The 14,706-nt window shown below is 45.5% G+C and carries 15 protein-coding genes; 4 read left to right on the top strand and 11 right to left on the bottom strand.

Translation table 11 applies throughout. The features are described from left to right. Positions 1-54: 54 nt before the first annotated feature. From tatB to rmuC, 6 genes are all read right to left on the bottom strand, one after another. Positions 55-453 (bottom strand): Sec-independent protein translocase protein TatB, encoded by a 399-nt coding sequence (gene tatB / locus R7Q41_RS09085; RefSeq protein ID WP_005382959.1) that lies wholly within the window; start codon positions 451-453, stop codon positions 55-57. 3 nt (positions 454-456) lie between these two features. Beyond that, positions 457-702 (bottom strand): Sec-independent protein translocase subunit TatA, encoded by a 246-nt coding sequence (gene tatA / locus R7Q41_RS09080; protein WP_005382958.1) that lies wholly within the window; start codon positions 700-702, stop codon positions 457-459. Positions 703-754: 52 nt separating this feature from the next. Continuing rightward, positions 755-2,389, bottom strand: a complete 1,635-nt coding sequence (ubiB, locus tag R7Q41_RS09075; protein ID WP_005379226.1) for a ubiquinone biosynthesis regulatory protein kinase UbiB — start codon at positions 2,387-2,389, stop codon at positions 755-757. Next, positions 2,386-3,021 carry an SCP2 domain-containing protein gene (locus R7Q41_RS09070; RefSeq protein WP_005379213.1) on the bottom strand — a complete coding sequence of 212 codons (636 nt, stop codon included), beginning with the start codon at positions 3,019-3,021 and terminating at the stop codon, positions 2,386-2,388. Before R7Q41_RS09070 ends, ubiB begins: the two co-directional genes overlap by 4 nt. Positions 3,022-3,032: 11 nt before the next feature. Then, positions 3,033-3,812 (bottom strand): bifunctional demethylmenaquinone methyltransferase/2-methoxy-6-polyprenyl-1,4-benzoquinol methylase UbiE, encoded by a 780-nt coding sequence (gene ubiE / locus R7Q41_RS09065; RefSeq protein WP_005379210.1) that lies wholly within the window; start codon positions 3,810-3,812, stop codon positions 3,033-3,035. Positions 3,813-3,889: 77 nt separating this feature from the next. Then, complete coding sequence (gene rmuC / locus R7Q41_RS09060; RefSeq protein WP_005379209.1) at positions 3,890-5,422, bottom strand: DNA recombination protein RmuC; 1,533 nt, start codon at positions 5,420-5,422, stop codon at positions 3,890-3,892. 168 nt (positions 5,423-5,590) lie between these two features. Here rmuC and R7Q41_RS09055 point away from each other — a divergent pair, with 168 nt between their 5' ends. Next, positions 5,591-6,496, top strand: coding sequence for a DMT family transporter (locus R7Q41_RS09055; RefSeq protein ID WP_025768291.1), 906 nt, complete (start codon positions 5,591-5,593; stop codon positions 6,494-6,496). A 194-nt stretch (positions 6,497-6,690) separates the two neighbouring features. After that, positions 6,691-9,138 (top strand): EAL domain-containing protein, encoded by a 2,448-nt coding sequence (locus R7Q41_RS09050; protein ID WP_262664830.1) that lies wholly within the window; start codon positions 6,691-6,693, stop codon positions 9,136-9,138. Positions 9,139-9,156: 18 nt separating this feature from the next. Here the strand turns inward: R7Q41_RS09050 and R7Q41_RS09045 are convergent, their stop codons facing one another. From R7Q41_RS09045 to R7Q41_RS09030, 4 genes are read right to left on the bottom strand one after another with little or no spacing between them, the layout of a single operon-like run. Then, the gene (locus tag R7Q41_RS09045) at positions 9,157-10,227 is read right to left on the bottom strand and encodes an AI-2E family transporter (protein WP_005379202.1); all 1,071 of its coding nucleotides are present in this window, start codon (positions 10,225-10,227) and stop codon (positions 9,157-9,159) included. Positions 10,228-10,272: 45 nt separating this feature from the next. Continuing rightward, entirely contained in the window at positions 10,273-10,599 is a 327-nt protein-coding gene (locus tag R7Q41_RS09040) for a hypothetical protein (protein ID WP_005379200.1), read from the bottom strand. Further along, on the bottom strand, positions 10,589-11,101 hold the full coding sequence (locus tag R7Q41_RS09035; RefSeq protein WP_318108442.1) for a phage holin family protein: 513 nt from the start codon (positions 11,099-11,101) through the stop codon (positions 10,589-10,591). Before R7Q41_RS09035 ends, R7Q41_RS09040 begins: the two co-directional genes overlap by 11 nt. A gap of 48 nt (positions 11,102-11,149) precedes the next feature. Continuing rightward, positions 11,150-11,398, bottom strand: a complete 249-nt coding sequence (locus R7Q41_RS09030) for a hypothetical protein (protein WP_276464557.1) — start codon at positions 11,396-11,398, stop codon at positions 11,150-11,152. Positions 11,399-11,759: 361 nt separating this feature from the next. On the opposite strand from R7Q41_RS09030, the gene R7Q41_RS09025 reads away from it, so the two are divergent. Together R7Q41_RS09025 and R7Q41_RS09020 are read left to right on the top strand one after the other, a co-directional pair. Further along, on the top strand, positions 11,760-12,197 hold the full coding sequence (locus R7Q41_RS09025) for a DUF2383 domain-containing protein (RefSeq protein ID WP_318108448.1): 438 nt from the start codon (positions 11,760-11,762) through the stop codon (positions 12,195-12,197). A gap of 148 nt (positions 12,198-12,345) precedes the next feature. Beyond that, positions 12,346-12,744: a hypothetical protein gene (locus tag R7Q41_RS09020; protein WP_005379193.1), complete on the top strand. Its 399-nt coding sequence runs from the start codon at positions 12,346-12,348 to the stop codon at positions 12,742-12,744. 202 nt (positions 12,745-12,946) lie between these two features. Here R7Q41_RS09020 and R7Q41_RS09015 read toward each other — a convergent pair whose 3' ends face one another. After that, the gene (locus R7Q41_RS09015) at positions 12,947-14,611 is read right to left on the bottom strand and encodes a diacylglycerol kinase family protein (protein ID WP_318144474.1); all 1,665 of its coding nucleotides are present in this window, start codon (positions 14,609-14,611) and stop codon (positions 12,947-12,949) included. Positions 14,612-14,706: the final 95 nt, after the last annotated feature.

Below are 14,706 nucleotides of genomic sequence, written 5' to 3'. Positions count from 1 at the left end.
TAAAAACCAGATCAAAAAGGAGCTACCAATCACTAGTAGCTCCTCCTAATGAGACTATTCGGCTTTCTTATCTGCCGCTGTAACCTTGCTCTCTTCCGCTTTCTCTACCTTTTCTGCTGCTGGCTCTGTTTTTACAGGCTCAGCCTCTGAATCGGTGTTCTTTGCGTAAGGACGATTTACAGATTGCGCTGCCTTCTTCAACTCTTCAACTGAAGATTTCAACTCAGGGGATAAATCATCCATCCCCATTTGTTCTGCTTTGCGCAAGTTTTCTTGCAGCTCTTGGACTTTCAGCTCGTGTGACAATTCGTCTTTGACGCTATTTGCCATACTCTTAGCGGCACCGATAAAGCGAGACACGCTGCGAATAGCATGAGGCAAACGCTCCGGCCCAAGAACGACCAGACCAACAACAGATATTAATACCAGTTCCCAAAAACCGATATCAAACACGTTTTACGCCTGCTCTTTGTCTTTTTTCGTTTCAGGAGCAGCTTCTTTTTTCTGCTGCTCTTCTAGACTTTTTGGTTCGAAGTCTGCGTCTTTGTCATTTTTCGCAGGTTCATCTTCGCTCATCGCTTTTTTGAAGCCCTTAACGGCACCACCCAGATCGCCACCGATACCGCGTAGTTTCTTTGTTCCGAATAGCAATACAACAATTACAGCAATGATTAGAAGTTGCCAAACACTGATACCACCCATTCTCTTTACCTCGGGTCTTTAAACAAACAAAAATATTTCAAGAGTTTAACGTCTATTGACGATAAGCTCGCCAACTAAGCAGCCAAAATGTGACACCTGCGATACCGCAGGCCAACGAAAGCTGCTCAAAAGCATCGTTCACCAATATTGCCGAGCATACGACTAAAGTCGCGCCAACGCCAAACAAAAACTTTCCTGTCGCCTGCTGGCGCTTGCTCTGACGATACCCTTGGTAAAGCTGATCCATACGTTGGTTCATCGCTTTACCTTGTTTCAGGCTATCGTAAAGTAGCTCTGGCAGTTCAGGTAATTTCTCTGCCCAAAATGGTGCGCGGTCTTTAATCGCATTCACTAGAGCTTGCGGCCCAACTTGATTCATCATCCATTCTTCCAGGAATGGTTTTGCGGTCTCCCACAAATCAAGTTGAGGATATAGCTGCCTACCAAGCCCTTCCACGTACAACAGCGTTTTTTGCAACAGTACAAGTTGTGGCTGAACCTCCATATTGAATCGACGTGCCGTGTTGAACAAATTCAACAACACATGACCAAAGGAGATTTCGCACAATGGCTTAGCAAAAATAGGCTCACACACAATGCGAATCGCGAACTCAAACTCATCGACATTGGTATCCGCAGGCACCCACCCTGAATCCACATGTAACTCCGCCACTCGGCGGTAGTCACGATTGAAAAACGCCAGGAAGTTTTCCGCCAGATAACGCTTGTCTTCGCTATTAAGTGTACCAACGATTCCGCAATCTAGCCCTATCCACATTGGGTTCTCTGGATGTTCGGGTTTGACGAACACATTACCCGGATGCATATCGGCATGGAAAAAGCTGTCTCGGAACACCTGAGTGAAGAACACACTCACACCGCGTTCCGCGAGCAATTTCATATTGGTGCCATTTGCTTTCAAGCCTTCAATATCAGAGACTTGAATGCCATATATTCGCTCAGAAACCATGACAGTTTCATTACTGAAGTCGGGAAAAACTTCAGGAACATATAATTCTTCGCTGCCTTCAAAGTTGCGGCGCAACTGAATGGCATTCGCCGCCTCACGTCGCAAGTCGAGTTCATCAAGCAGGGTTTTCTCGTATTCACGCACGACTTCAACTGGTTTTAAACGACGTGCTTCAGGCATCGCTCCGGCGACTATACGCGCCATTCGGTGCATCAGTTTTAGATCTGAATCAATGACTGGGCGAATATCTGGGCGGATAACCTTTAATACCACTTCTTGGTTAGTGTCTTTTATGCGCGCAGTATGTACCTGAGCAATCGACGCAGACGCCAGTGGTTTGATATCAAACTCGGTAAACCATTTTTCTAACGGACCACCTAATGCTTGCTCCATCTGCTTTTTTGCCAACTCGCCATCAAAAGGCGCGACTTGGTCTTGAAGTAAAGCTAGGGGATCAGCGATATGCGGAGGAAATAAGTCACGGCGCGTCGACATCATCTGACCGAACTTAATCCAAACCGGCCCCAGCTCTTGCAGTGCTAAACGCAGACGTTCACCGAGTGGTTTTTCTGGGTGCTTGTTCTTAATCCAAAACAAGCTTTTGCGCAGTAAAAGCGGCGCTTTGGTCAGTTGGTGATCGGGAAGCAGCTCATCTAAGCCGTATTCCAGTTGTACTTTGGCGATGTGGTATAAGCGCTTTAGTTCTGCTGGCGTCATGGTTTCTCCAATGCAGGCTTATCTGCATCCAGCTTATTCAGCAAAGCCGTTAAACGAGCTTCAATGCGAGAAGCCTGGCTGCGAACCTCATCAACTTGGTCGCAGAAATAGGCCACTTCTAACGGAGCGGGAGCCAGTTTCCATTCTTCAGTCACTACTTGCGCAAGATGACGCTGGTGTTTTTCTGCTTGAGACGCAAGAAAGTTGCCGATGTTTTTTGAACCTTGCACAAAGGTATGTGCGGCGACATCGCCAGTCACGCGAGACAACCACTCTTCAACATCTGGTTTGCAATCCACCATCAACTGAGAGAATTTCTGCGCCAATTGAATATCGCCTTCGAGTTCAAGTTTATCTTGCTTAATAAGACGAGTGATGTTGGCCTGATCGCGCAGCTCTGGTAACACACTCAAGTTGAGCGATAGATAGCAGTTAGGCTGCCCTTCGTAATGACCGAGCACATCAATTTGCTGACTAAAAACGAATGTCAGTGTTTTATTGATCTCTTTCAGGTGAACTTGAATAACTTGACCTTTTAGACGCGCTAAACGACGGCCCAATGCAGGGTCGTCTTTGATCAGTGTATTCAGTGACGTTTCAATCACAGCGGTGATAAGTGGTTCAAATGGCATGCCGTTAACCCTTAGAATTTATAACCGCGATGCAAAGCCACAATACCACCAGTTAAGTTGTAGTATTTGGTGTTTTCAAAACCTGCGTCTTGCATCATGCCTTCCAGCGTTTCTTGGTCTGGATGCATACGGATTGACTCCGCTAGGTAGCGGTAACTCTCTGAGTCATTCGCAACTAGCTCACCGATTCTCGGCAACAAGTGGAATGAATATGCATCGTATACTTTAGATAACGGCTCTAGCACTGGTTTTGAAAATTCCAACACCAATAGGCGGCCGCCTGGCTTCAGTACGCGGAACATTGAACGAAGCGCTTTGTCTTTGTCTGTCACATTACGCAAACAAAAACTGATGGTGATAACATCAAAATAATCATCAGGGAACGGCAGTTCTTCTGCGTTGGCTTGAACGTAATGCACGTTACCCACAATACCGTTGTCACGCAGTTTATCGCGACCAACGTTAAGCATTGAGTTATTGATATCGGCAAGGATGACATGGCCTTCATCGCCAACAATGCGCGAGAATTTCGCCGTCAAATCCCCCGTACCACCACCTAGGTCAAGAATACGCTGGCCAGGGCGAGCGCCACTACAATCGATAGTGAAGCGCTTCCAAAGGCGGTGAATACCACCTGACATCAGGTCATTCATGATGTCGTATTTTGTTGCCACGGAGTGGAATACTTCGGCAACCTTAGTCACTTTTTCGTCTTTTGCCACTGTAGAGAAACCAAAGTGAGTGGTTTCATTCTCTAACGCTGTATTGGATTGCAAACTTGTGTCCGTCATTCTAATTCCTCTTAGGCAGCGCTTTCCTCTACGGGGCGTTTGTTGACAAATAAAATCGCCCACTGCACTGCGGGCGATTAGTTTACTTTATCCTCAGCCGGATGTCTTTCTACTAACGGGTCATTTTCTGAAAATGCATCACTCTGCGCTAACTGCGCGAGGTCGGAAGAAATCGGTCGTTTAATTTCAACTCCCAAGTGTTTAAAGCTTTCGGCTTGGCGAATCACATTTCCGCGCCCTGTGGCAAGCTTGTTCATCGCACCTTGATAGCTTTGATTCGCCTTATCCAGCGCACCACCGAGCCCCTCCATGTCGTCTACAAACAATCGTAATTTGTCGTAGAGTTTTGTCGCACGCTGCGCAATCATTTTGGCGTTTTCATTTTGGCGTTCATTGCGCCATAGATTATCAATGGTGCGCAATGCCACCAGCAACGTTGTTGGGCTCACCAAAATGATGTTTTGCTCCATCGCGTCTTTAATCAAGCTCGGATCGGCTTGAATCGCGACTTGGAACGCCGGCTCAACCGGAATAAACATAAGTACATAGTCCAAACTCTGAATACCTTTGAGTTTGTGGTAGTCCTTCATGCTTAACCCTTTGATATGTGCACGTAGAGCAGCTAAGTGCGCATTCAAAGCCTGATCGCGCTCAGCATCAGTTTCGGCGTTGAAGTAGCGCTCATAGGCAACCAGCGCCATTTTAGAATCCACAACCACTTGTTTGTTTTGTGGGAGATGAACAATGACATCAGGTTGGTAACGCTTGCCTGCTTCATTTTGTAAGTTCACCTGAGTCTGATATTCGTGCCCTTCACGCAAGCCAGATTCGGCAAGTACCCTAGCGAGCACCACTTCGCCCCAGTTACCTTGTTGTTTGTTGTCCCCTTTCAACGCTTGGGTCAAATTAACCGCTTCGCGCGTCATTTGCTCGTTCAAACGTTGCAGGTTTTTCAGCTCATGCACTAGGGTATGGCGCTCTTTAGCTTCTTGGCTAAAGCTGTCATTAACGTGCTTTTTGAACCCTTCTAACTGTTCTCTAAGCGGTGACAACAAGCCTTCTAAACTCTGACGGTTTTGCAAATCGACCTTCGCGGTTTTTTCTTCAAACAGTTGATTTGCCAAGTGCTCAAATTGTTGTTTCAAGCGTGCTTCCGCTTGTTCTAAAATTTGCAGTTTTTCTGCATTGGCTTGGTTAATTTGCTCATGGCGAGCTTGCTGTTCACGCAGTTGCGTTTCTAGACGTGATTTGTGTTCACGCATTTGACCAAGCTCATCAAAGTATTGCTGGCGCTCTTGCTTTACGGCCTCGAAGTAACGCAGTTTTTCCATAGCTGCCATCAGCTTTCCATGTGTTTGGCGTACTTCAAACGCGGCTTTATCGCGCTCATCATCTAATTCATCCAACTCTTGCTGGGCATCGGCAAGGCTTTGCTTGACCTGTTCAAGTTGCTGTTGATGAAGCTGTTTTTCTGAAACAAGTTGTTGCTCGAGAAGCTGAGTTTGGGTGATAAAACGCTGTTTCACCCACCAACCGGCAGCGACACCACTAAGCGTGGCAGCACAAAGAGAAGAGAGAATGAGAGATTGGTACTCAAGAATCCATTGCATAATAGCGAGTTAGCCTGTGTTTTGTATCTATAACAATGGTATTTAGACACTGGATAAATGTCCAGTTTGTTGGATGAAAAATCCTCGCATACACTAGGCCTTCCTATAATATTCTTTCTTCCGCTCAAATTATCCAAACCGAGCGGTACATCATCACGCAGAGGCATCATGAACGAGCGTCGCGCCCTAGGATTTGGGCTCTCAGCAGTATTACTTTGGTCTACCGTTGCAACCGCATTTAAACTCACGCTGGCAGAATTTACGCCAATTCAAATGCTATGCATTGCCAGCATCGTCTCTGCGATTGCGCTAACAGTAATCTGTGGTGTGCAAGGTAAATTGGGCCAGTTAAGCGCTACATTTTTCTCAAACCCTTGGTATTACCTACTGCTTGGGTTGATTAACCCTTTGGCGTATTACGTTATTCTGTTCAAAGCATATGACTTGCTGCCCGCATCTCAGGCTCAAGCGATCAACTACAGCTGGGCCATCACCTTAACGTTAATGGCCGCTGTTTTCTTAGGACAAAAGATCCGTGGTAAGGACTGGCTGGCTTGCGGTTTTAGTTATGTCGGCGTGATAGTGATTGCCACACAAGGCAATCTTTTAGGCATGGAATTTGAAAGCCCGTTGGGTGTTGGTCTTGCTCTGCTATCAACGCTGCTGTGGGCCGGTTACTGGATTTTAAATACCAAAAATAAGGCCGACCCTGTGGTTGGCGTTCTGCTCGGCTTTTTGGTCGCTATTCCATTCGCCATTGGTTTAAGTCTTTATGAAGGTGCGAGCTGGCAGGCAATCTCAATTAAAGGCTGGGCAGCGGTGACGTATGTCGGACTGTTTGAAATGGGGATCACTTTCGTTTTGTGGCTGAGCGCACTCAAATCAACGCAAAACACCGCGCGTATCAGTAATCTGATCTTTGCTTCTCCATTTATCTCACTCATGTTGTTAGCTACCATCATCGGCGAAGAAATTCATCCTTCAACCTTGATTGGCCTGGTATTGATCATCAGTGGCTTAGTCATTCAGCAAGTCTCATGGGGCAAGAAAACCAAAGCGGTAAACGCTTCTTAATCACCTATCAAAAGCCCTAAAAAACGATGCAATAAGTTGGATAAAAAAGAGATATAGATAACATTTTAATGATAGAAAGCACTTTACGCTGCTAGGATTTAGCTACGCGTTGGATACGATACTCACAAAGCCCAATAGCTTACGCTAGATTCTAATATAATTACCTTTGGGCGATTTAGGACTCGTTATTAATTATGTTTCGCTTCGCTATTCCTTCGCCTTTGATGGCAGACTGGCAACACGTTCTGCGACAATGCTGTGATGTAACTCAAGCTCAGGGACAGCTTTATACTCTGAGCGATACTCAGCAGTGGCTATCGACTGAGGTGTCCACCTCAACCCAAAATCATCGTGCTATCATCGATGTGATAACGCAAGTTGTCGATCACTTTACGCCGACAGATTTTACAGCTAGCCATACCCCCTTTGAAGAGCAAACCTTGAGCATTGGACCGATTTGGCTACCTAATGGCGAATTGCTTGCCGTACTGACACTGACTCACCCTAATGATCAATCAACGGTTATTTCGGCATGGCTAAGCGCAATCGCGGGACGGATCAGCTTTGATATCAACTTGCACTGTCAGCAAGAACAAACGCGACATCAAAGCGCGGAAATAAAGCCAACACCAACACTACAAGAGTTTATCGACTGCCTTGAAGACCACGTATGGATAAAAGGCATGGATGGTCTTTATTCGATGACCAACCGAAGCGTAGAAAATGCGTGGCAAAAAACCAACAGTGAAATCATTGGCAAAGACGATTTTGCCCTGTTTAGCCATGAACGTGCGGAAAAATTCATTGATGCCGATAAATTGGTGGTAGCCACGGGCACGCAAAATATTGTTGAAGAATGCCGTCAAATTGATGAAAACAATAACCCCACTTGGCTAGAAACCATTAAGTCTCCTGTCCGTGATCATGCGGGAAACTTAATCGGCATTCTGGGGATGACACGTAACATCACCCGCCGAAAAATGGTAGAAACGCAGCTCTCCTTAGCGTCCCAAATTTTCAACAATTCGCAAGAAGGCATGGTCATTACAGACCGCAATGCCAACATCATTGATGTAAACACGGCTTTTACCCAAATTACAGGTTACCGCTCTGAAGAGGTGATAGGAAAAGACCCACGAATTCTGCGCTCAGGTCATCATGATCAAGGTTTCTATCAACAGTTGTGGCATCAACTCGAAAACAAAGGCCAATGGAAAGGCGAATTCATCAACAGAAAGAAAGATGGCAGCATTTATCCGCAATTAGCGACCATTAGCGCCGTAATGGACGATAAAAACCACCTTATTAACTACATTTGTGTGTTTGAAGATATCTCTGTACGTAAGGCACACGAAGAAAAGCTGCAGCGCATGGCTTTTTACGATCCATTAACCAATCTACCTAATCGCACCCATTTACTCAGCTTACTCGAACAACACATCGAAACCGGACACAAAAACCAGCAGACGTTTGCCACCCTATTCTTAGATATCGACCATTTCAAACACATCAACGATAGCATGGGCCACTTCTGTGGTGACCAATTGCTGTCTAAGTTAGCGATTCGTCTGCAAGATGTGCTTCACCTCAATGCGCATGTGGCTCGTATTGGCGGCGATGAATTTGTGATTATTTTGCCAGACATCCATAGTGATGTTGCCTTACTGGAAACCGTCGGCGATATTCTAAGCGTATTCCAGCAACCATTCGACTTGGCAAACCACGACTCACTTCGTGTCTCAACCAGTATTGGTATTGCCTTGTACCCAAGAGATGGTCAAGACAGTGAAACCTTACTGAAAAACGCAGACACCGCGATGTACTTAGCGAAGAAAAATGGACGCAACGGCTACGCGTTTTACTCACCGGATTTGACCGATAAATCCGTATCCCATGTACGCATTCAATCCGCTTTGCATCAAGCAATAGAAAAACAACAACTCCGGTTAGAATTCCAACCGCAATACAACTTGGAACAAAATTCGATTGTCGGCGTGGAAGCTTTATTACGCTGGCAGCATCCAGAGTTTGGCCTTGTACCACCAGCAGACTTTATTCCAATTGCAGAAAAAACAGGGCTGATTCAAAGCATTGGTGAGTGGGTGTTACAACAAGCTTGTTTGCAAGGTAATGCTTGGCTGGACCAAGGCATCGAGTTTGGCAAAATCGCCGTCAATGTTTCTGCGTTGCAGCTTCAGCAGTCAAATTTCATTCAGCGATTAAGTACTATCCTCGATAACACCGGATACCCTGCCCAACGGTTAGATTTGGAGATCACAGAGAGCTTTTTACTAATCGACCCTCAACAAGCCATTGCATCGTTAAATCAATTACGAGAACTGGGTATTGAGATTTCTCTGGATGACTTTGGAACTGGCTATTCGTCTTTGTCTTACTTGAAAGGTTTGCCAATCAACAAACTGAAAATTGACCGCTCATTTGTCAGTGATGTCCCAAGTAATAGCGACAGCAACGCGATTGTGAATGCCATTATTGCCATGGGAAAAACGCTGTCGTTGAAAGTCGTCGCGGAAGGGATAGAAACTCGGGAACAAGCCGATTATTTATTCGAAAAAGGCTGTATTTATGGTCAGGGATATTTGTTTAGTCAGCCAGTGAGCGCTGAAAAACTGTTTCGTTGAACCAGCTTGATCCTCAAGTCACTCTCGCGGTGCCACGTCCGCGGAGGTGATTTGCTTTGCTTGATTTTGGGTTGATTGGCATAGCTCTAGGCGATCAACCAAAATATTGATACAAACCAGTAACGGCACACCGATCAATAGTCCCATTCCGCCCCAAAGCCAGCCCCAAAAAACAAGCCAAACAAAAATCACTAACGGGTTTAAGTTAAACCTTTTCCCCAATAGTGTTGGTGTAACAAACTGACTTTCAATCAAATTGAGCAGTAAATAGATAGACACCACCGTCAGCATAAAACTGACCGACTCCAACTGAAGATAAGCAACAAAGCCAAAGCTCACCATGGATATGACAGGGCCGAGGTACGGCGCAAAATTCATCACGCCTGCAAATGCGCCCCATAGAAATGGATCTTCAAGGCCTAGAACAAAAAACACGGCCCCAACACTCAACCCCAGCCCCGCATTCACTAAAGTGATGGTGCCAATGTATCGAGATAGGTCTTTCTGTAGCGCTTTGACCAACTCAATCGCTTGGCGCTGTTTGGCGAACCCATGTAAGTAAGACACTGACTTTCGAAATAAGCTTCGTCCATGATTGAGCATAAAGTAAACCATAAACAGCACGATCATCGCTTGTGTCAAAATCGTCGGCGTAGTGGTCGCGAGCGTTTTTACCAAAGAAAATACGGTGTTGTTCCCGACCTCATCCATACTCATATCGTTGGCGATATTCAATGGAGTATTAAGGTGATCAGCCGAAGCTTTAGTAACTTCGCTTACTTCTTGCGACACATTTTTCACGATACTGGGCAGCTCAGACCACCATTGCTTGGCGGGCTCCGACATGGCGGCAAGACCAATAATTGAAGCGCCAACGAGGAATGACAGCGTCAACACGACGGTAATAGCACGTGGTAAGCCTTTGTCTTCAAGATAATTAATGAAAGGACTGCACAGCAGAGAAATAAAGGTGCTAAGCACAATAGGTAACAATATTGGCTTGGCAAAATACAGCCCTGGGACGAGTAACAGGACGAGAAGCGTTGCACCAATCGCAGTGTTGGCAGGAATGTTCAATTTCGCTGTCATAATAAGCTCAGAATCGGTAAGAAAATTTTGCGGTGAAATCCGCTATTAGAGTGGTTCGCCCTCTGTCGTCGCAGCGTTGCTTACTTGTGTTGCTGCATTTCCATTTTGCTCCGCATCTGACTCATCCAGAGAAGCTGCCGCGACCGGCTTTGTGAGCGAATCGGTAATATCAGACACGCTGCTAACCAATAGCCCCATTGACGAAATAGAAGAAGTCAGTCGAGACAATCGACCTGCTTTTGCTGCGGTAACGGCAACGACAGCACTAATGCCTAATGTCGTCCAAGGGTTTTCTCTCACAAACTTCTTGGTGGTAAACGTGAACATTTCCATCGACAAACAACATTGCTCTAGAGATGCTTTACCTTCCATCCGCTTGATCCGCATGGCTCGATTGAGCTTTTGTAGCGAGCGCATCCCACCCCTCCTGTAATTGTTCTGTCGTATTTTTGAATCCAAGAAATCCAACTAAACGCTTCTGCCACCAGGCTAAAGCAAATAATGCCAAGCCTAATGATGTGATAAATACACCCACGGCAACATATACGTTGGCAGTTAACTGATAAGCCACCACCCCAGAGGCAAGGCACAAACTGAATACGAACAATACCGACAATAGGGTAAAAACAACGGTACACAGCAAAATCTGACGCACTGCGGACACGTTAACTTTCATCTCCAAGAGGAACAAATCCAACGTTGAACCTGACCATGCTTTTAGCGATTTCGTCAGTTGGTCCAATTGCGCAAGAATGCTGCTCAAACCATTAATGGTTTGTTGGATATCCTTTTCTTCTGCCCCATCAGGGGCTCGGCCGCTGTCTGAAGCCGCCGAGCCTGATTGCTGATTGGTAACTTGCCCTGAGTTATTCATGTGAAGCCTCGCCTTTCTGTTGTGTGGCTTAATCCTTAGTTACCACTATTATTTGATCAGCTTCGAAACCGCCCAACCAGCAAGGAAGGCACAGCCTATGCTCAGCAATGGGCGCTCCTTGATTATATTTTCTGCCGACTTAGTCGCCTGCTGAACTTGCTGTGCACCGACATCCAGCTTCTCTTTGGCTTGGTCTTTCATCGCGCCAACGGCTTCCGTCGTGGCTTGTTCCGCTAAGTGATATGCTTCTTCTAACTGCTCTTGAGGTTTTACTGTGCTTTCTTTTGTAGTAGCCATAACTAGCCTCCATTAATGAGTTGAATAGTGAATCAAGTGAAACAATGTTTGACCTCACTTACTCCCTACAAAGCCATATCCATGCCAGAATTTTAAGTTATTGTTTTTTATTGATTTTATTTTTATTTCGATAAAAAGCCGTATCTGTACGTGTAATTCTTTCCAGGCTTTCCCCGCCATTCTTGTAATTTTTTCTTAGCGCCTTACCGACTGTTAGCAAGTTATTGCAAAACAAGATATTAAGTCACTGATTAATAAGACTTAAAGTTCATTGGCATACAACCTGCAACTGAAGACGAAACATCGTGTTTGTATTCCATACGCTCAAACACCCCTATCACCAGTAAATAAGGAGTGGCATATGAAAAATGAAAACATCGCCTCAATCATTGAGCTTATCGAAAGCGGAAATGAAATTTACAACAAGGCCATCGAGAACATCGACAACACTTCTTTGAATAATGTGTTGGTAGAACTGCTCAGAGTACGTGAGCGTGCAGTCATTGAGCTCACTCCCTACTCTCTAGCAAGTAACAATGATGAATCTGCCGACGACACTCCGGTTTCCTACACCATCAAGGCGCGTGAGGTCTACAGCGACGTGATGAAGGAAGTGTCCTCTGACAAAGAGTCTATGTATTTAGAACAGCTTGAAGGTGTCGAAAGCAAGGTACTCAAAGAGATTGAGAATTTGATTACTTCCCACCCAGAGCATGCGGATAACTCGGTTCTGCTGAAAGTCCGTAGCGATATAAAAAGCTGCAAAGAAAAACTCAGCAGCATCAGCCTTATTAGCTAAAACCTGGTGGTCGCCTTTGCAATAAAGCTCGGTATTGAGCAAAGAAATGGCCAACTTGCTTTGGCCATTTCTGACAAGCCCACAGGCGCATTAACATAACCATCACGAGAAATGTCCCACGACAATAGTCATAAATAAAGAGGTCACTATGACATTGGATAACAATCGAGTAAGGGAGCTACTCGTAAAAATGACACACCATCGCCAAACGTGTTTGCCTCTCGTTAACCCGCAATCACATATGACACTCGCAAGAGCGGCATATCGATTCGTGAAAATAGAAAAAGTGATGATCAAAAAGATGGCGAAGCTGTTCTTCGATCAAGACGGTGAACAATTCATTGCAGAAAATGCCACCGAATACGGCGTTGCCGAGCTAGGTAATTACAAAGAAATGCATTTTATGAATAAATTACTGTTAGATGATTTAAAAGCCCTGCTTAGAGCCATTGACGACACCAACTTAACCGCACTTGTTTCTTATTGGTTAGCTGCTTTACAAGTTGAAAACGATGAAATTGAAAAGCACTTACCTCAGGGTGAGTAATTATACTCGCCCCTCTTTCTTCACTTTGTTTAACCCTCATCCCCAATCAACCTAATAAAAAGGTGTAGATAGACAAAAGCCGCTGCATCTACGCAGCGACCTTAATAGCCTTTTTACGACGCGCACCAAATCATCAAACAACACAGAAAAAGCGCCATGTAGAATACGAAGAAAATGGCGCGTTATCCGCGGATTATCTGTGTTAAAGCGAAGCTGATTTACGTCTCTGGCTTGGAACAAATACGTTCAATGACTTTGGACGCAGCTTGATTGCCAGTTGCTCATCAGAATACAGTTCACCATCAATCACATACTCAATCGGCTTATTCGCAGAAATAGTGACACTCTGAGCCGTCGCGTATTGAAAATGTGTCGATTCTTCCTGTGCGCCTACGCTCGTTAATGTCAGATCCGACAATGCGATAAGACGTCCGCCTAAAGACTCGGTGTTATCTAAATATGTGATATGCAGCTTGCCATCATCAGGCTGCGGCGCATCACCACCTTGGGCAAGCAACGTACTAAATGGGGCGATATTCGCAACGACAAAACTATGGACTTCAAGCGTTTGTGTATTATTGTCGTATTTTCCATCTTCAGTGGGAGCGTCTAACGAAACGGTTAAAGCTTGCGTTTCTTCCGCCACTACAGCATTAAAAAAGCCGGTGAGGTAAGCGAGTTGTCCAAAAACATTTTTCTCTTCTCGCTGAGCGTGCTCGATCATTTTCTGTTCTAGCCCAATGCCTAAGACCAATAAAATAAGCCGCTGATTACATTCCGCAGTATCAATACGTTGGCAGTGTCCGCCAAGCAACGCTTCACACGCTTTTTCGACCGGTGAGAATTTTGCGCCAACGCCATAGAGCACATGACATAACGCATTGGCAGTTCCGAGCGGAACAATACCGAGTTTGAGGTCGGTATCCACCAATTGGCTCGCCACCTCTGTTACTGTGCCATCGCCACCAGCTACGATGATTTGCTTAGCTCCACTTTCTTTTGCCTGTTGTGTTAGCTGCTCGGCGCTGAGGTTTGTGGTGGTTTGATGAATACTCAAGCGATATTTTTTGGTTAGCTCACGAATCAAGTGCTGTTCGTTTTCCTCCCATTTGCCGCCACCTGCAACAGGGTTAACCACCATCCAAGTGGATTGATCCAGCCCCAGTGCGCCTTTTTCACTGATCGCTCGTAACGTCCTAATCTGTAATTTATTCAATCTCGCGGTACTGCGTACGTCATTGATTTTTTTCATCACGGATTCAACCGTCAGTGACGGGTCTTTGCTCAGTAAATACGCCGCCACAACAAACACTGAACGACCACGCCCTAACGCACAATGCACAACCACGGCCCGCGAGCACGAGATTTGAGTATCAATCCAGTTAATCGCATGGCGAAGACGCTCTAGCGTTGGGGCTTTGTGGTCGAGTACCGGAATCGAAAGGTAATGAAACTGCTTGTCGGTCATCGCACTTTCAAGGCCTGCAAATTCTGCGGTGACATCGACAATACAAGAGATCTCATTGGATTCGAGAAAATCTAAGTCACTCTGAAACAAACGGCGAGATAGGTATAAATTGTCGCTGACTTTTTGGATTGGAGGTACAGTATCACGCCGTCTCTCCCAGGCGTTATACGCTCTAGCCCCCAATAGAAATGGGATGAATGCCCAGCGAATCCACCTGACAATCTTGCCATCTTGGTTTTTTCTAAAAATAGAGGGAATGTCGAATACGTAGGCTACGCTGACCAACGCTAAAGAAAGAGATATCCACAAGAACAGCAGACTAACGATAATTTGAGGCGTATAGATAGCGGCCAATAAACTGATCAGAGCGCCAACAATATAATATTTGATGATAAACATTCACTCTCCTTGCCTTCAGCGAGTGCACTTTTTAGTGGAAGTTAGAATACGCGGGGGATTGAGCTTGGATACATGAACTTGAGTAAACGCCTTGA

This window comes from Vibrio sp. 2096, assembly GCF_033339595.1.
In the GTDB taxonomy this organism is placed as follows: Bacteria; Pseudomonadota; Gammaproteobacteria; order Enterobacterales; family Vibrionaceae; genus Vibrio; species Vibrio alginolyticus.
Note: the sequence above shows the minus strand (reverse complement) of the source record. Positions and strands in the feature narration are given on the sequence as shown.

Coding starts and splice junctions, on each gene's coding strand:
- R7Q41_RS09045 (WP_005379202.1), bottom strand. CDS start 10,227: ATGACAGCGAAATTGAACATTCCTGCCAACACTGCGATTGGTGCAACG.
- R7Q41_RS09070 (WP_005379213.1), bottom strand. CDS start 3,021: ATGCCATTTGAACCACTTATCACCGCTGTGATTGAAACGTCACTGAAT.
- rmuC (WP_005379209.1), bottom strand. CDS start 5,422: ATGCAATGGATTCTTGAGTACCAATCTCTCATTCTCTCTTCTCTTTGT.
- R7Q41_RS09030 (WP_276464557.1), bottom strand. CDS start 11,398: ATGGCTACTACAAAAGAAAGCACAGTAAAACCTCAAGAGCAGTTAGAA.
- ubiE (WP_005379210.1), bottom strand. CDS start 3,812: ATGACGGACACAAGTTTGCAATCCAATACAGCGTTAGAGAATGAAACC.
- R7Q41_RS09055 (WP_025768291.1), top strand. CDS start 5,591: ATGAACGAGCGTCGCGCCCTAGGATTTGGGCTCTCAGCAGTATTACTT.
- tatA (WP_005382958.1), bottom strand. CDS start 702: ATGGGTGGTATCAGTGTTTGGCAACTTCTAATCATTGCTGTAATTGTT.
- R7Q41_RS09020 (WP_005379193.1), top strand. CDS start 12,346: ATGACATTGGATAACAATCGAGTAAGGGAGCTACTCGTAAAAATGACA.
- R7Q41_RS09050 (WP_262664830.1), top strand. CDS start 6,691: ATGTTTCGCTTCGCTATTCCTTCGCCTTTGATGGCAGACTGGCAACAC.
- ubiB (WP_005379226.1), bottom strand. CDS start 2,389: ATGACGCCAGCAGAACTAAAGCGCTTATACCACATCGCCAAAGTACAA.
- R7Q41_RS09025 (WP_318108448.1), top strand. CDS start 11,760: ATGAAAAATGAAAACATCGCCTCAATCATTGAGCTTATCGAAAGCGGA.
- R7Q41_RS09035 (WP_318108442.1), bottom strand. CDS start 11,101: ATGAATAACTCAGGGCAAGTTACCAATCAGCAATCAGGCTCGGCGGCT.
- R7Q41_RS09040 (WP_005379200.1), bottom strand. CDS start 10,599: ATGGAAGGTAAAGCATCTCTAGAGCAATGTTGTTTGTCGATGGAAATG.
- R7Q41_RS09015 (WP_318144474.1), bottom strand. CDS start 14,611: ATGTTTATCATCAAATATTATATTGTTGGCGCTCTGATCAGTTTATTG.